13 protein-coding genes are annotated in these 16918 nt (G+C 44.4%); 8 read left to right on the forward strand and 5 right to left on the reverse strand.

What is annotated here, in order from left to right; genetic code table 11:
- Window positions 1-87: 87 nt before the first annotated feature.
- Window positions 88-1530 carry a pyruvate kinase gene (gene pyk, locus NL645_RS13235; protein WP_005398214.1) on the reverse strand — a complete coding sequence of 481 codons (1443 nt, stop codon included), beginning with the start codon at window positions 1528-1530 and terminating at the stop codon, window positions 88-90.
- A gap of 412 nt (window positions 1531-1942) precedes the next feature.
- Between pyk and NL645_RS13240 the strand changes: the two genes are divergently transcribed.
- Both NL645_RS13240 and NL645_RS13245 read left to right on the forward strand, forming a co-directional pair.
- Window positions 1943-3160 (forward strand): ROK family protein, encoded by a 1218-nt coding sequence (locus tag NL645_RS13240; RefSeq protein WP_005398213.1) that lies wholly within the window; start codon window positions 1943-1945, stop codon window positions 3158-3160.
- Between the two features lie 370 nt (window positions 3161-3530).
- Complete coding sequence (locus tag NL645_RS13245) at window positions 3531-4487, forward strand: chemotaxis protein CheV (RefSeq protein WP_253651821.1); 957 nt, start codon at window positions 3531-3533, stop codon at window positions 4485-4487.
- Between the two features lie 68 nt (window positions 4488-4555).
- On the opposite strand, the gene NL645_RS13250 is transcribed toward NL645_RS13245, so the two are convergent.
- The 4 genes from NL645_RS13250 to NL645_RS13265 all read right to left on the reverse strand — a co-directional run bounded on the left by NL645_RS13250 (window position 4556) and on the right by NL645_RS13265 (window position 10634).
- On the reverse strand, window positions 4556-7630 hold the full coding sequence (locus NL645_RS13250) for an error-prone DNA polymerase (protein WP_253651822.1): 3075 nt from the start codon (window positions 7628-7630) through the stop codon (window positions 4556-4558).
- 27 nt (window positions 7631-7657) lie between these two features.
- Window positions 7658-9061, reverse strand: a complete 1404-nt coding sequence (locus NL645_RS13255) for a DNA polymerase Y family protein (RefSeq protein ID WP_253651823.1) — start codon at window positions 9059-9061, stop codon at window positions 7658-7660.
- 4 nt (window positions 9062-9065) lie between these two features.
- A complete protein-coding gene (gene imuA / locus NL645_RS13260) occupies window positions 9066-9758 on the reverse strand; it encodes a translesion DNA synthesis-associated protein ImuA (RefSeq protein WP_253644406.1) in 693 nt (230 codons plus the stop codon).
- A gap of 129 nt (window positions 9759-9887) precedes the next feature.
- Complete coding sequence (locus NL645_RS13265) at window positions 9888-10634, reverse strand: YciK family oxidoreductase (protein ID WP_253651824.1); 747 nt, start codon at window positions 10632-10634, stop codon at window positions 9888-9890.
- Between the two features lie 253 nt (window positions 10635-10887).
- On the opposite strand from NL645_RS13265, the gene sohB reads away from it, so the two are divergent.
- The 6 genes from sohB (at window position 10888) to lapB (ending at window position 16868) form a co-directional block, all read left to right on the forward strand.
- Window positions 10888-11949, forward strand: coding sequence for a protease SohB (gene sohB / locus NL645_RS13270; RefSeq protein ID WP_005385819.1), 1062 nt, complete (start codon window positions 10888-10890; stop codon window positions 11947-11949).
- 208 nt (window positions 11950-12157) lie between these two features.
- Window positions 12158-12838, forward strand: coding sequence for a (d)CMP kinase (gene cmk / locus NL645_RS13275; RefSeq protein WP_005397113.1), 681 nt, complete (start codon window positions 12158-12160; stop codon window positions 12836-12838).
- Between the two features lie 110 nt (window positions 12839-12948).
- A complete protein-coding gene (rpsA, locus tag NL645_RS13280) occupies window positions 12949-14619 on the forward strand; it encodes a 30S ribosomal protein S1 (RefSeq protein WP_005385817.1) in 1671 nt (556 codons plus the stop codon).
- A gap of 213 nt (window positions 14620-14832) precedes the next feature.
- Window positions 14833-15114, forward strand: coding sequence for an integration host factor subunit beta (gene ihfB / locus NL645_RS13285; RefSeq protein ID WP_005385816.1), 282 nt, complete (start codon window positions 14833-14835; stop codon window positions 15112-15114).
- Window positions 15115-15377: 263 nt separating this feature from the next.
- Entirely contained in the window at window positions 15378-15674 is a 297-nt protein-coding gene (locus NL645_RS13290) for a LapA family protein (RefSeq protein WP_005397112.1), read from the forward strand.
- Between the two features lie 18 nt (window positions 15675-15692).
- On the forward strand, window positions 15693-16868 hold the full coding sequence (gene lapB, locus NL645_RS13295) for a lipopolysaccharide assembly protein LapB (protein WP_005376665.1): 1176 nt from the start codon (window positions 15693-15695) through the stop codon (window positions 16866-16868).
- Window positions 16869-16918 lie beyond the last annotated feature (50 nt).

Here is a 16918-nt window from a genome sequence, read left to right on the forward strand (position 1 = left end):
TGAAGTGTAAATAAATGAGGCTCCGTTTTCGGAGCCTCATTAGTGTGCGTACCTAATCTCTGTGGTTAATAGGGTTAGGTATAAAGGTTATGCTTGCAGAATTCGCATGCAGTTGGTTGAACCAACGACATCCATTACATCGCCTTGAGTTATCATGACTAAATCACCCTTGTGCAAGAACCCTTGTTCTTTAAGGCTGGCAATCGCAGCTTGAGCTGTCGGTAAACCTGCATCACTTTTTGACTCGAAATATACCGGTGTCACGCCTCGGTATAGTGCAGCTCGATTGAGCGTGGATTCATTACGTGATAAGGCAAATATTGGTAAGCCAGAGCTTAAGCGAGACATCATCAACGCAGTCCTGCCAGATTCTGTTAACGAGATCATCGCTTTAATTCCTTCCATGTGATTCGCAGAGTACATGGTTGCCATTGCGATGGTTTCTTCAGCTGTTTCGAAGGTGCGATCTAAGCGATAAGTGGATAGGCTTGCCTCAGACATCTTTTCTGCGCCCACACACACCTCGGCCATGGATTTGACCGTTTCTACAGGGTATTTACCTGCTGCGGTCTCTCCAGACAGCATCACCGCGTCAGTGCCGTCTAGAACCGCATTGGCCACGTCCATCACTTCAGCACGCGTCGGCATCGGGCTAGTAATCATGGACTCCATCATTTGTGTCGCAGTAATTACGATGCGGTTTAAGCTGCGTGCGCGGCGAATCAGCTTTTTCTGGACGCCAATAAGTTCAGGATCGCCGATTTCTACACCCAGATCGCCACGCGCAACCATCACCACATCGGATGCGAGAATAATATCGTCAATAGACTCATTAGTCGCGACGGTTTCTGCTCGTTCGACTTTAGCCACCAACATGGCTTCGAGGCCTGCATCTCTGGCTAGGCGTCGAGCGTAATGCATGTCTTCGCCGTTACGTGGGAACGAAATAGCAAGGTAGTCCACTTGAATTTCTGCGGCGGTAAGAATGTCGGCTTTATCTTTCTCTGTGAGCGCATCGGCTGACAATCCGCCGCCTTTTTTGTTGATCCCTTTATTATTAGATAGTGGACCACCAACAATCACACGGGTATGAACTTTATTGCCTTCGACGCTGGTGACTTGCAGTTGAACGCGTCCATCATCGAGTAACAGAATGTCGTTTGGTGACACATCTTGCGGCAGTTCTTTATAATCTAGCCCTACGGACTCTTGGTTGCCTTCACCTTTTGGTAAATCACTGTCTAATGTGAATTTGTCGCCCACATTCAACATGACTTGGCCGTCTTTAAAGGTCGATACGCGGATTTTAGGGCCTTGCAAGTCGCCGAGGATAGCAACTTGACGCCCAAGCTTTGCCGCAATGGTACGGACTTTTTTGGCGCGTTGAATGTGGTCTTCACTGGTTCCATGTGAGAAATTCATACGGACAACGTTTGCACCGGCTTTGATGATCTCCTCAAGTACATTGTCCTTATCCGTTGAAGGACCAAGCGTGGTGACAATTTTTGTTCGTCTTAGTTTGGAAGTCATAGATTCTCCGATGAATGTATGTGTAAAGGTAACTTGAACTCTATCCTTACTTTCCTCAATCGCTCTCAAGGTCTGCCTCGTTGCTGAGCCCACACCTTAAAGCTGCTTGAGTATAAGTATATGCACAGAATGTTTACATTAAGAGTAATCCCGGTAAAACAGACAGATATTCCATAGGCTTCAGCCCCTATTGAAGAGAATGCGCTGTTGTAACAGGAGTTGCTTCATAATTTAGTGAATAAAAATAAGTTATTTTTCAAACAATTTAACAGGAGTAGATTCTTCGTTATTTGATTGAATACACAAACAAACAGGTTTATACGTGATGCTTGTCACGGGGATTTATTAATTCACTTCACAATTAGTTCGCAAAGTAAAAAAATTGTCTCGTTATAGAATTTCGGAGTGCAAGATGTACATGGCTCAACCGGGCCATATTGATCATATCAAACAGGTCAATGCTGGTCGTGTATATAAACTAATTGACCTAAAAGGTCCTATTTCTCGAATTGATTTGTCCAAGCAGAGTGAGCTTGCTCCTGCCAGTATCACCAAAATCACTCGAGAATTAATTGAAGCGCACTTGATTCATGAAACCACAGTACAAGAAGCGACGAGTCGTGGTCGACCTGCCGTCGGTTTGCAGGTCAACAACGAAGGGTGGCAATTTCTGTCAATGCGTTTGGGGCGAGGTTATTTAACTATTGCTCTGCATGAGCTAGGTGGTGATGTGTTGATCGATACTAAAATCGAGATACACGAACGTGACCAAGACGATGTGCTTGAGCGTCTGCTCTACGAAATTGATGAATTCTTCCAAACTTACGCGGATCAACTTGACCGTGTTACCAGTATTGCAATTACGCTGCCTGGCCTTGTGAATTCAGAGCAAGGTGTCGTGCTGCAAATGCCTCATTACAACGTCGAAAATCTTGCTCTTGGACCAGAGATATATAAAGCAACAGGCTTGCCAGTTTTCATTGCCAATGACACGCGAGCTTGGGCATTAGCAGAAAAGCTTTTCGGCCATTCTCAAGACAATGACAACTCTGTTCTTATCTCTATTCACCATGGTTTAGGTGCCGGCATCATTCTGGATGGGCGCGTTTTGCAAGGTCGTCACGGCAACATTGGTGAGCTTGGGCATATTCAAATCGATCCAAATGGAAAACGTTGTCATTGTGGCAACATTGGTTGTTTGGAAACCGTTGCCAGTTCTCAAGCCATTCGTGAAGAAGTCGTAAGACGAATTGCTGATGGCGAAGACTCTATTCTTGCTGAACAAGAAGAAATGAGTATTGAGAGCATTTGTGAAGCGGCAGCGAACGGTGATCCGTTGGCAGTTGATGTGATTGAAAAGCTTGGACGCTACTTAGGTTCCGCAATTGCTATTGTGATCAACTTATTTAACCCTGAGAAGATCTTGATCGGTGGTGTGATTAACCAAGCAAAAGATGTACTTTATCCTGCGGTGCGTCGCTGTATCGAAGAGCAGAGTTTACCGGTTTATCACCAAGATCTTGAGCTGGTGGAATCTCGTTTCTATAAGCAAGCAACAATGCCTGGTGCCGCGTTGATCAAGCAAGCGTTGTACGATGGTCAGTTATTGATGAAGGTTGTGGAAGGCTAATTGCTTCAAACATGATGAAGTGCTTAGGTGTCGAGCCTATACATTTTTAGATGATTTAGGGTGAGACTTAACGGCTCACCCTTTTTGATCGCCTATTATTAGAAGGTTAATTTGAGTTGTGCTGCATTGCTATATCTGCGCCATTCATGTAATTTCCTAAAAAGCTCAAGTAAATAAACCCAAATGGCTTTCAATGTGTAGAGTGACTTTGTGTCTGATACAAATAGAAGGGAAGTAATACGCTGAAACCGTTGTACTTTCAAGCCATGCTCGAAAAACAAATATCTTAAGGTTATTTGGGCTTAGAACCTTGATGTGTCTGTATTGATTTTGAGTAAAAATAAGAATTATCCATAATTTAGGTAGTAGTATGTCCGGAGTGTTAAATACGGTTGACCAGCGTACGAACTTGGTTGGTGAAAACCGACTAGAGCTTCTGCTGTTCACTTTAAATAGTCGCCAATTGTTTGCGATTAATGTGTTCAAAGTGAAAGAGGTCATCAAGCTGCCACCGTTAACCAAGCTTCCTGGCTCACACTACAACATTCGTGGGGTCGCTTCTTTACGAGGTGAAGCAGTGCCAGTGATTGATTTGCGTGGCGCGATAGGTTTCCCAGCTTTGCGTGGTGAAGCGGAAGAAGAAAACTTGATCGTGACAGAGTACAACCGCACGGTGCAGGGCTTCTTAGTCGGTCCGGTTAAAAACATTATTAATACGGCATGGACTGAAATTCAGCCGCCTCCTTCCACGTCTGGTCGCTCGAATTACCTCACAGCTATCACGCAAATCAAAGAGGGGGATGCCTCTCAAATTGTCGAAATTATTGACGTTGAAAAAGTTTTAGCAGAGATCGTGCATTACGACGTCACGATTTCAGTGGACATTCTGGATCAAGAACTTGCCCAAGCAATGGTCGGGCGTAATGTTCTGATTGTGGATGATTCATCTACAGCTCGTAATCAAGTTCGCGATACGCTTTCTCAATTGGGTATGAATATCATCGAGTGCCGTGACGGACTAGAAGCGCTAACAGTTTTAAAGCGCTGGTGTGATGAAGGGAAAGACGTAGAAAAAGAGCTGTTGATGATGATTACGGATGCTGAAATGCCTGAAATGGACGGTTATAAACTGACTCATGAAGTGCGCCAAGATCCACGTATGTCTAAGTTGTTTATTACGTTGAACACCTCTCTGAGCGGCAGCTTTAATGAAGCCATGGTACAAAAAGTAGGCTGTGATCGTTTTATCTCTAAATTCCAACCAGATCTGTTGGTTGAAGTTGCTCAAGACCGATTACGCCAGATGCTTTCAAAAGTGCATGATTAGATATAGTGAAATCAGAGGGAGAGCAGCTCTCTCTGATTTTTAACACCTCTCTCCTTAATACCTCTGCACTAATGAAAGTCGCGAGATTTACTTTGTAAATTATTCAAATAGTGCGTGCAATCAATCAACTTGCCAGCAATAACGTGCGTGACTTCTCCCTCTCTTTCAAGAATGCCTTTCACCATTAATACTTTAGCGCCTAAATACGCTTGCTTTTGGGCTCGTGCTGTCGCTTGCCAAACGACCACATTAATGTTGCCTGTGTCATCTTCTAACGTAAAAAATGTCACGCCAGCGGCGGTGCCTGGAGATTGTCTTCCCGTTACCACGCCTACCACTGTGACCAATGACCTATGCGGTTTCTCTGCTAATTGCCTCATGCGGGTAAAATGAGGGAGTTTGCCCGTTTCTTCTAATAATTTAATCGGGTGGCGGCTAAGAGATAGTCCTGTGCTCGCGTAATCCTCAATTAAATTTTCATATTCAGAGGGCTGAGTTTGGTAGCTAACACCGGGTTCTTTGACCTTGTGAAACAATGGTAGGTCAGATAAGGAATCCATTGCTGCCCAGCGTGCGTTATAACGATTCCCCGATAGGACCTGAAATGCATTAGCTGAAGCTAATAGTTCAATGTCACTTCGGCTTCTTAATATCTGCTTTACTTCTTGAATCGAGCGGTAACCATTAAGTGGTTTGCGCTCAATAAGCCTTTGCGCACTTTCTGCGTTAAAGCCTTTCACCAAGCGAAAACCAAGTTGCACGCCGAGCCTGCCATTCGGACGTGAGACGAGATGATGCTGATATTTTGAGTGATTGACGCACACCGGCAATACTTCGACGCCATGTCGGCGGGCATCTTGTACTAATTGCGATGGGCTATAAAACCCCATTGGTTGGCTGTTCAACAGTGCAGTGTAAAATTCTGCTGGGTAATAATATTTTAACCACGCAGAACAATATGCCAGCACTGCGAAAGACGCTGAATGGCTTTCAGGGAAGCCGTACTCACCAAAGCCGCAAATCTGATCGAAAATGCGCTCAGCAAACGCTAAGTCATAACCTCTCTCTTGCATACCATTGATCAGTTTTGGTCTGAATTTAGCGAGATCGCCATTCTTCTTCCATGATGCCATCGCTCTACGGAGTTGATCGGCCTCGCCACCGCTAAACCCTGCGGCTACCATGGCTAGCTTGATGACTTGCTCTTGGAAAATTGGGACGCCCATAGTCCGCTCAAGAACGCTTTTTACTTCTTCCGATGGATAACTGACAGGCTCTTTGTGATCACGCCGTTTTAAAAAAGGATGCACCATATCACCCTGAATAGGGCCTGGACGAACAATCGCAATTTGAATCACTAAATCGTAATAACAAGCGGGCTTTAAGCGAGGGAGCATGCTCATTTGTGCACGAGATTCAATTTGGAATACGCCTATCGTGTCGGCTTTTTGGATCATGCGGTACACGTGTGGATCATCTTGTCGGCGAGTGATCTCGGAAATAGAGAGGGATCGCTGGTGATGTTTCTCGACTAGTTGAAAGCACTTTCTGATGGCGTTTAACATGCCGAGTGCGAGCACATCGACTTTTAGTAGTTTCAAGCTTTCTAAATCGTCTTTATCCCATTGAATGATAGTGCGATCTTCCATCGAGGCATTTTCAACTGGTACCAACTCATATAAAGGGCCAGATGAAATTACAAAGCCACCTACGTGCTGAGATAAATGGCGTGGGAAGCCAATGATCTCGTTGACCAATTGGATAAACTGCTGCCCTTTGAGAGATTCTGGTTGTAAGCCAAGTTCAATAATTTGAGCTTGCCAGCCTTGGCTGCGATCTCGGCGATTAACGTTCTTAATGAAAAAATCTAATTGGGTCTCTTCAATCCCTAGTGCTTTACCGACTTCACGCACGGCGCTTTTAAAGCGGTAGCTGATCACTGTTGCAGCAAGTGCTGCACGCTCACGGCCATATTTTTTGTAAATATATTGGATAACTTCTTCACGGCGCTCGTGTTCAAAGTCCACATCAATATCCGGCGGTTCCTTACGTTCTTTACTGATGAATCGTTCGAATAAGACAGCGATTTGTCGAGGATCGACGGCGGTAATTTCCAGGCAATAACACACCACAGAGTTTGCAGCGGAACCTCGCCCTTGGTAAAGAATGCCTTGCTGTTTCGCGAACATTACAATGTCGTGAATAGTAAGGAAGTAGTAGTGGTATTTCAGCTCTTGAATAAGCGCCAGTTCATTCTCGATGGTTTGATTGACTTCTGCTGGCACGCCTTCAGGAAAACGCAGCTTTTTACCACGCTCGACCAACATACGTAAGTAAGAGTCGGGTGTATAACCATCTGGGATCAGCTCGGTAGGATATTCGTATTTTAAATCGGAGAGCTTAAACTCGCATAAATCGGCGATGTAAGTACTTTCTTCCAGCCATTCTGGTTTGTAAATCCGAACCAGTTTTTTAAAAGGACGAAGCGCTCGTTCTGTATTCGAAATACGATCAAAACCGAGTTTATCGACGCTACACCCATGCTTTATAGCGGTAAGTACATGCTGTAATGGCAAGCGTTCAACATCATGCATGAGAACGCCTCCGCAGGCAGTTATAGGTAATTGAAATTCATGTGCTAACTGCTCGCAGTGCGCAATGTACTCAGTATCGTTGTTACTCAAATGGCGCTGAATCGCTACCCACAAACGATTAGCGTGGTGTTGATTGAGCCAGCGTCCCCAATAGTGGTCACTCTCTTGATGTGTGGGCAGCCACAATACCAAGCAATGTCGAATCGACATCAAATCCCATTCGAACAGTTGATAGTTGCCTTTTTCACTTCGTCTTCTTGCGTTTGTGATGATACGACACAACTCGGCATAAGCCTTGCGACAAGGGCAAAGCAGTACGATTTGGCATTCATCATTTAACCAAAACATACTTCCAACGATTTGTTTGATATCGAGTTTATGTTGTTCGATGGTCGCATGGGCTTTGACAACGCCCGCGACCGAACATTCATCCGTTATAGCTAGAGCTTGATAGCGATAGAAAGCAGCTTGGAGTACCAGCTCTTCTGCATGAGAAGCCCCAGTCAAAAAAGAGAAGTTAGACTGACAAAATAGTTCCGCGTAACTCATAATGATCCAACAAAAATAACTGTCGATTTAACAAAAATAGCCATGAAGAAACCAGTGCTTGTGCTGATCGCGAAAGATCCATAACCAGCGGCCTTGCTTGGTGTGTGCAATGTAGTAATCACGCATGATCTCATCACCATCCCACCATCCAGAAACGATTCGCTCAGGTCCGTGGACCAAAGAGACTTGCTCTTGCAATGCAATGGGAGTGGGCAATTGCATTGCGGGGCGTAGTATGGATGGTATGGCGTGCTCCTTTTCATCTGGAGCATCAGCAGGGCGATATTGACTGGCCTTTTCTGGTCTAGGATCACAAGCGATGTTGGGTTTTAACACGGCACTTTTCCCCAATTTAGCTTGCAGTAAAGAGAGCAGTTCTAAAGCATTCATGTTCCCTTTTTGCCCAGCAAAGAGATCGCGTGATGCACTAAGAGGCTCACCTTGACGGACGATTTTTAACGTTATCCCTGTGACTGGGCCATTGAGCGAGAGTGACTCTAAGCTTAAACTCGCTAACTGCTGCCAACGCTGACATAGGTAATCACCTTGCGCAGAAGTGAGTTGAAGGTGTTGCTCTTGTTTCTCACGCTGGTGGAGTGTTAAACACAGCTCAAAAGCGACCTTATCTCTTAATTTAAGAAAGGTTTCGAGTTGACGAAGTAACTTGGCCAGCGGCTTTTCAATCCACTGAACGTTTTCGAACTCAAACAGCAGTTCTAAATAAACTTGGAAGGATTCGGTCGGGTGATAAAAGTCGACAGGATGCTTAAACTGCCCAGTCAGTCGACCAACGTAGTTCACCAAATCGATATCAAAGCGTCGAGCGATGTCTTGCAACGGCAGTTCAAGTAACCCTTTTAAGGAAGTAACGCTTACGCGGTGCAGCTTTTCAACCATAGAGCTCGATAAATCGGTTAGAGGCAGAGGTAATGGGAATAACATTTGTTCGATAAGAGATTTGTCGTCACTAAGAACATTTGCTCCTGCCAATGCCATTAACTTGGCTGACAGAGGTGAAAAACCACAACCAAATTGAAAGCTTAACTGCAGTTTAGTTAAGTGAGCACTGACTTTATTCCAGTAATTGTCCAACCCTTCATATAGGGTGAGCATCGGTGTGGCACGTAGCAAAATACCTTGGTTTGGCATCAACACAACGTCAGATGTGATCAAATACAACCACTGAGCTACCTCTTGTAATTTATTTAATTCGGTTTGTGGATGATAAGGATGCACTTGTAAATCTCGACACAAGGACGCAGCACTGCCTAAGCCCATACCAGGCTTAATACCTTGTTGCTCGGCAATGCCGTTGTATTGAATGATCTGACAACGTTGGCTTTCTACAATCACCACGGGGTGATTTTGGTTATCACCAAAGAGTGCGTCTAGCTGTAGGCGAGGGAAGTGCAAGTAAATCCACAAAGCCATATCACTAACCTTGGTTCGCCAGTGGGAAATTGACCACAGTCGAGTGCAGAGTTTTAGATGATGGTTTCACCAGTTGCGGGTAATGGTGTTGGAAGCCGATACTAACGCTACCTCTATTCCAGCCTCCTTTCCTTTTCAGCACTTCAACATTAATCCCTTGCTCGTCGCCTTTCAGTTTTAAACTGAGTGACACAGGCAAAGACAAGCGGTTGATAGTATCTGTTTTAAGCATAAAGAGAGGGCAAGTACCTTGTTCACTCGCTACCTGTAAGCGTTTCACTTGATGTATTTCAAGCTCTTCTTGCCATAACAAAACATTACTGCATACCCCACTTTTCAGACATTGCTCTGCAGCCCAAAGAGCATCTTTGGGGTGAGTTGGAGTAACAACCCACACTTGGTTTATATCCAACCCTATGTAGTGCAAAAACAGAGAATTCACTAACGCAGGTGGTTGAATAAATGCGGTCACACCATTGGTCTGAGTGGCTTTTAAATAGGGAGCGAGCAAACGCAATTCACCAATACTACCAATAGATTCCATCTCCACCACGCCATGAGGTGGAAAGCCTCCGCCGAGCAAATCATCTAATTCAGAAAAACCGGAACTAGTCTGCAACTGCTGAGGATCTGTTTTCGTTAAATTTGCTTGCCAAACAAGGTGCTGGCTTTTTAAGTGCTGAATAATATCGTGCATAATAAATACCTGTATATATGTACAGTATATTTCTATGACAGAAAGTCGCAAGATTTTTATGAAGAGAGAAATGAAAAAAGGCAGCGTTTGCTGCCTTTTCAATCGATTATGTGAGGTAACCTGAATTCGTTATTTACGCTTCGGTTGAGCGTCGATGCACTGACCATTCACATCGGTAACCGCTGGATCCATTAAGTGCAAATATAGCGGCATGATATCCAATGGCGTTTTGAGAGTATTCGCATCTTCACCCGGATATGCTTTTTCACGCATGCGAGTACGAGTGGCACCAGGGTTAATTGCATTAACGCGGATCGGTGTATCACTCAGCTCGTCAGCCAAAACTTGCATCATGCCTTCTACGGCAAATTTAGAGATAGCGTATGGCCCCCAGAAAGCGCGACCAGAGTGGCCGACGGTCGAAGAGGTAAAGATAATACGCCCAGCTTCTGATTTACGCATCACAGGCAGTAGTGCTTGAGTCATTAACATTTCTGCTTTCACGTTGATCTGCATGATATCGTCGAAGTCTTCCTCTTTGATTTGATCAAATGGACACAGCGAACTCAAGACACCTGCGTTGTGTAATAGGCCATCCAAACGACCAAACTGTCCTTCGATTGTCTCTGCCATATCAATGTAATTTTGCTTAGTTGCGCCCTTGAGATCCAGAGGAATGATAGCAGCTTGTGGGTAGCCAGCTGCTTCAATCTCATCATAGATAGATTCAAGGTTTTGCACATTTCTACCCAAAAGAATAACAGTTGCACCGTGCTCGGCATAAGAAAGTGCGGCTTGACGGCCGATGCCATTACCAGCGCCAGTAACAAGAATGACTTTACCTTTTAGAGCATCAGCTGAAACGGAGTAGTTCACGGCGATAAATCCTTATTATTGTAAGAGGGTCCATGATAGTTAATTGACGCTAAAAACGCCTGTTTCTCAATGGAAAATCTTGGTAATCGTGACAAGATGGTTACAATACACCAATTCATGTGTTATACCAATTCCAGAACTTTCGTTAGGTATGCTATCAATCAGAACAAGTGGTTACAAACCGCGCTGCCTTCTCGCTGATGTTTCTGCGTAACATACTAACGTCATCTGAAATGAGATAAAGGAGCTCTCGTTGGAATTTTTATTAGATTATGGTCTGTTTCTGGCCAAAATTATCACGGTGGTTGCTGCGATAATTGTTCTGCTCATTATTGCAAAATCGGCTGGTGGCAAATCGGGTGCGGCGAAAGGGGAGTTAGAGATTACCAACCTTTCAGAGCAACACAAACAATCTGTTGAGCAGTTAGAACATCATTTGCACGACGATGCTTTCATCAAAGCTCGAGATAAAGCGGTCAAGAAAGAAGAGAAAGAGAAAAACAAATCTCGTGAAAAAGAGATCAAACAAGCGAGCAAAGACGGTTCATTAGATAGCAAGCGTGAACCACACCTATTCGTTCTTGATTTCAACGGTAGTATAGATGCAAAAGAAGTTGCGTCTCTACGTGAAGAGATCACTGCTATTTTGGCTGTCGCACGTGAAGGTGATGAAGTATTACTTCGTTTAGAATCTGGCGGTGGTATGGTTCATGGTTACGGCCTTGCCTCTTCTCAACTGGACCGAATCAAAGCTGCGGGTCTTCCTTTGACCATCTCTGTTGACAAAGTTGCGGCAAGTGGCGGTTACATGATGGCATGTGTCGCAGATAAGATTGTTTCTGCACCGTTTGCAATTGTGGGCTCTATTGGCGTTATCGCGCAAATTCCTAACTTCAACAAACTGTTGAAGAAACATGACATTGAGTACGAACAACTAACCGCGGGTGAATATAAACGCACGCTAACGATGTTTGGTGAGAATACCGATAAAGCGCGCGATAAGTTTAAGCAAGAGCTTGAAGAAACACATGTCTTGTTTAAAGACTTCATTCGCGAGCGTCGTCCTAGTTTGGACCTAGACAAAGTAGCCACAGGTGAGCACTGGTTCGGTACACAAGCGAAAGAGCTTGGTTTGGTGGATGACATTAGTACATCTGATGATATCGTTGTTGCGGCATGCAAAGATAAGACCGTACTTTCTGTGCATTATGTGCAGAAGAAAAAGCTGGCAGACAAGCTAGCAGGTGTCGCGGGCAAAGTTGCTGACAGTGTGATCTTAAAGTTAGCTGAGCGTGGCCAAAAACCGATTGTTTAATCGAACCTAAGATCATGACATTTAAAACGGCGAGGGTGGAAGTTCTCGCCGTTTTTGTTGAACCTTATGTTTATTGATGAATCCAATTGCGCATTAGGTGTAATGCTTTACACGACATTTTTCCTCGCTCCAAAGGGCGATTACCCGTATAATGCGCGCCTCGAAAACCGAGCAAATTGCTGAAAAGAAACTATAGGTGGAGAAGAACATGTCCTCTCAAACTCCGGTTGTAACCGTAGATGGACCTAGTGGTGCAGGTAAAGGCACTTTATGTATGTTGCTGGCGAAAAAGTTGGGTTTCCAACTCTTAGATTCTGGCGCAATTTATCGTGTACTTGCACTCGCTGCGATTCACCACGGTGTCGACACAGAGTCAGAAGACGCACTTGTCCCACTGGCAACACACCTAGACGTTCAATTTATCGCAGAGGGTGACTTAGTTAAGGTCGTTCTAGAAGGCGAAGATGTGTCAGGGGAGCTTCGCAAAGAAGAAACGGGTATGGCAGCATCTAAAGTTGCGGCTCTGCCACGTGTTCGTGAAGCATTATTACGTCGTCAGCGTGCATTTGAGGCCGCTCCGGGCCTAGTGGCTGATGGTCGTGATATGGGCACAATTGTATTCCCAAGTGCACAAGCGAAAATCTTCCTTGATGCGAGCGCAGAAGAGCGTGCAAATCGACGCCTTAAACAGTTGCAAGAGAAAGGGTTAGATGTTAAATTTGCTGACCTTTTAAGCGAGATCCAAGAGCGTGACGACCGAGATCGTAACCGCCCAGTGGCGCCACTACGCCCTGCTGAGGATGCGCTTGTGCTAGATTCTACGTCGATGACTATCGACGAAGTAGTAGAAAAGGCACTACAATATATCGAATCGAAGCTAGCTGAGTAATGATACTCGGCTAGACTAAGAGCGTTGGTCGCAAGGATGATGACTGGCGAATTTAATAACCCCATGCGGTAGGATACCCGTGGAAGTTTAATTTATTGAAGATTAACTAAATGACTGAATCTTTTGCTCAACTCTTTGAAGAGTTTCTAAACGAAACAGAATTCCAACAAGGCAGCATCGTTAAAGGTACTGTAGTAGCTATCGAGAACGGTTTCGTTCTTGTTGACGCTGGTCTTAAGTCTGAATCTGCTATCCCTGCTGAACAGTTCAAGAACGCTGCTGGCGAACTTGAAGTTGAAGTTGGCGCTGAAGTAGACGTAGCTCTAGACGCTGTTGAAGATGGTTTCGGTGAAACTCAACTTTCTCGTGAGAAAGCTAAGCGTCACGAAGCTTGGATCGTACTTGAGAAAGCTTACGAAGAAGCTGAAACTGTTGTTGGTATCATCAACGGTAAAGTTAAAGGCGGTTTCACTGTTGAACTAAACGGTATCCGTGCTTTCCTTCCTGGCTCTCTAGTAGACGTACGTCCAATCCGCGACACTGCTCACCTAGAAAACAAAGAGCTAGAGTTCAAAGTTATCAAACTTGACCAAAAACGTAACAACGTAGTTGTTTCACGTCGTGCTGTTATCGAATCTGAAAACAGCGTTGAGCGTGACGAGCTTCTAGAAACTCTACAAGAAGGTTCTGAAGTTAAAGGTATCGTTAAGAACCTTACTGACTACGGTGCGTTCGTTGACCTAGGTGGCGTTGACGGTCTTCTACATATCACTGATATGGCTTGGAAGCGCGTTAAGCACCCATCTGAAATCGTTAACGTTGGTGACGAGATCCAAGTTAAAGTTCTTAAGTTCGACCGTGAGCGTACTCGCGTATCACTAGGTCTTAAGCAACTAGGCGAAGATCCATGGGTAGCAATCGCTAAGCGTTACCCAGAAGGTCACAAACTAACTGGTCGCGTAACTAACCTAACTGACTACGGCTGCTTCGTTGAAATCGAAGAAGGCGTTGAAGGTCTAGTTCACGTTTCAGAAATGGATTGGACTAACAAGAACATCCACCCTTCTAAAGTTGTTAATGTTGGCGACGAAGTTGAGGTTATGGTTCTTGAAATCGACGAAGAACGTCGTCGTATCTCTCTAGGTCTGAAACAGTGTAAAGCTAACCCATGGCAGTCATTCGCTGAAGCACAAGCTAAAGGCGACAAAGTTACTGGTAAGATCAAGTCTATCACTGACTTCGGTATCTTCATCGGTCTAGAAGGCGGCATCGACGGTCTAGTTCACCTATCTGACATTTCTTGGAATGTTGCTGGCGAAGAAGCTGTACGTGAGTACAAGAAAGGCGACGAGATCTCTGCAGTTGTTCTAGCAGTAGACGCTGAGCGTGAGCGCATCTCTCTAGGCATCAAGCAAATGGAAAACGACCCATTCAATGCTTACGTTGCTGACAACAAGAAAGGTGTTCTAGTTAACGCTACTGTAACTGCTGTTGACGCTAAAGGCGCTACTGTTGAAATCGCAGAAGGCGTTGAAGGTTACATCCGTGCTTCTGAAGTATCACGCGATCGCGTAGAAGATGCTTCTCTAATCCTAAGCGCTGGTGATGTTGTTGAAGCGAAGTTCACAGGTGTAGACCGTAAGAACCGCGTAATCAACCTATCTATCAAAGCTAAAGACGAAGCTGACGAGCAAGAAGCAATGGCATCTATCAACAAGCAAGATGACAATGCATTCGGTAACGCAATGGCTGACGCTTTCAAAGCTGCTAAAGGCGAATAATATACTCGCTTAAGCAAAAAAGGAGCCGCAAGGCTCCTTTTTTATATTTGAGCATATTTAAGTAGTAATACTAATGACGGTAAACTATCTTAATAAAAGGCATTTCTTCATTGCGCATTTTGCATAAAATTTGTCTAGAATTGTCAGCAAGTGTTTGTTGGAATTAGTATTACTTACTATAATAAGTGATAAAGATACTCAAAGAGGGCAACTATGACTAAGTCTGAACTGATTGAAAGACTCTGCGCTGAGCAAACACACTTATCAGCGAAAGAGGTAGAGGATGCTGTAAAAGATATTTTAGAGCACATGGCCTCTACGCTAGAGAGCGGTGACCGTATCGAGATCCGTGGCTTTGGTAGTTTTTCTCTTCATTACCGCGAGCCTCGCGTAGGTCGTAACCCTAAAACGGGCGATAAAGTGGAATTGGAAGGTAAATACGTTCCACATTTCAAACCTGGTAAAGAGCTTCGTGAGCGTGTAAATATTGGCTAACGCACTCTTATTAGTTTGAAAAAAGCGGCATACGTTTGTGTATGCCGCTTTTTTGTAATGTGTCCAAGCAGTTTACGAAGCGAGCTGTTGATTCTGGCTGTTTTCTTTGCAGCTTTCTACACCCAAGTAACTTTAACTTCTAGGCGTGTCTACAAACTAAGCATCTTGAGGTTACTTGGGTATAGATTATTGCTAATATACGTAGTCTGAAGAAGCATTTTCCTGCATAATCTTACCGACTTACTCCTAGAAGGGTGATGTAAATGAAAATTATAAAAATCGTTGCTGTTTTAGCTCTCTTTTTAATTGCATTGGCGTTAGGTTCTCAAAACCAAGAGCTAGTGACTTTTAACTATCTTCTAGCCAAAGGAGAGTTCCACTTATCTACACTATTAGGTGTGGTATTTGTGGTTGGCTTTGCTTTAGCGTGGGTTATCTTTGGTAGTATCCAGCTGAAAACTCAGCTACAAGTTCGTCGTTTAAAGAAAAAGCTGAAAAAGTACGAACCTACAGATGCAAACAAACCTGCTGATAAGCCAGCCATCGAAAAACAGGCATAAGGATAAGGCTTAACTTTAATGCTTGAACTACTCTTCTTGTTGTTGCCTATAGCTGCTGCGTATGGCTGGTATATGGGGCATCGCAGCGCTCAGCAAGACAAGCAGAAGCAATCTCATCAAATCTCTCGTCAGTATATGACGGGTCTTAATCTGCTGCTCTCTGACCAATCAGATAAGGCTGTCGATCACTTTATTGAATTGCTCCAAGTTGATAACGAGACCATCGATACTCACCTTGCGTTGGGTAACCTATTCCGGTCTCGTGGCGAAGTCGACCGCGCAATCCGAATTCACCAAAATCTCATTTCTCGCTCTGGCTTAACACTGGATCAAAAGAATCTTGCACTTCAACAGTTGGCGAAAGATTACATGGTCTCTGGTTTTCTCGATCGTGCAGAGAAAATCTTCGAACAGTTAGTCGAAGAGCCAGATTACAAAGAAGCGGCCCTTCAGCAATTGGTAACCATTTACCAACAAACACGTGAATGGGAAAAAGCAATTTATTACGCCAATCAATTGGCTAAGTTGGGTAATAAACGCTCCAGAATGCGTGCGAATATTGCTCATTTTTGGTGTGAAATTGCCATGCTCGACCAAGCCGATGGTAATACTAATAAGGCAATACAGCACTTTAAAAAAGCCCTAGCAGAAGACCCAAAGTGTGTTCGAGCGAGTATTGCTTTGGGACGAATTTATCTAGAGTCTGAAGATTATAAACACACGATAAAATACCTAACGGGTGTGCTTGAGCAAGACAAAGACTTTATCAGCGATGTCTTACCAACCATTGCAGAGTGCTACCATCATTTGGGCCAGGAAGATGAACTTGTAGAGTTTCTGCGAGCTTGTATTGATAAGAAAGCAGGCGTATCAGCCGAGTTAATGTTGGCTCAGTTGGTTGCTCACCACGAGAACGTAGGGGCTGCACAAGAGCTGCTGACCAAACAGCTGCTGAAAAATCCAACCATGAAGGGCTTTTATCGATTAATTGACTACCACATTGCTGAAGCAGAAGACGGTCGCGCGAAGGACAGTCTATCGACGCTACAAGCGATGGTGGGTGAACAGTTAAAAGTGAAACCACACTACCGATGCCGGAAGTGTGGGTTTTCTACTCATTCCCTTTATTGGCACTGCCCGTCCTGTAAAGGGTGGGGGACGATCAAGCCAATCCGCGGATTGGATGGTGAATAATTTTAATGCAGCTGGCAGAATTTCTGTCCGCTGCATTTTTTTAACTTTTT

The organism is Vibrio sp. Y51_MX_L26 (assembly GCF_024181935.1).
Taxonomy (GTDB): Bacteria; Pseudomonadota; Gammaproteobacteria; order Enterobacterales; family Vibrionaceae; genus Vibrio; species Vibrio diabolicus.

Excerpts from the sequence above, each read along its gene's own strand:
- pyk (WP_005398214.1), bottom strand. The coding sequence starts at position 1,530 with ATGACTTCCAAACTAAGACGAACAAAAATTGTCACCACGCTTGGTCCT.
- NL645_RS13240 (WP_005398213.1), top strand. The coding sequence starts at position 1,943 with ATGTACATGGCTCAACCGGGCCATATTGATCATATCAAACAGGTCAAT.
- NL645_RS13245 (WP_253651821.1), top strand. The coding sequence starts at position 3,531 with ATGTCCGGAGTGTTAAATACGGTTGACCAGCGTACGAACTTGGTTGGT.
- NL645_RS13250 (WP_253651822.1), bottom strand. The coding sequence starts at position 7,630 with ATGAGTTACGCGGAACTATTTTGTCAGTCTAACTTCTCTTTTTTGACT.
- NL645_RS13255 (WP_253651823.1), bottom strand. The coding sequence starts at position 9,061 with ATGGCTTTGTGGATTTACTTGCACTTCCCTCGCCTACAGCTAGACGCA.
- imuA (WP_253644406.1), bottom strand. The coding sequence starts at position 9,758 with ATGCACGATATTATTCAGCACTTAAAAAGCCAGCACCTTGTTTGGCAA.
- cmk (WP_005397113.1), top strand. The coding sequence starts at position 12,158 with ATGTCCTCTCAAACTCCGGTTGTAACCGTAGATGGACCTAGTGGTGCA.
- rpsA (WP_005385817.1), top strand. The coding sequence starts at position 12,949 with ATGACTGAATCTTTTGCTCAACTCTTTGAAGAGTTTCTAAACGAAACA.
- ihfB (WP_005385816.1), top strand. The coding sequence starts at position 14,833 with ATGACTAAGTCTGAACTGATTGAAAGACTCTGCGCTGAGCAAACACAC.
- NL645_RS13290 (WP_005397112.1), top strand. The coding sequence starts at position 15,378 with ATGAAAATTATAAAAATCGTTGCTGTTTTAGCTCTCTTTTTAATTGCA.
- lapB (WP_005376665.1), top strand. The coding sequence starts at position 15,693 with ATGCTTGAACTACTCTTCTTGTTGTTGCCTATAGCTGCTGCGTATGGC.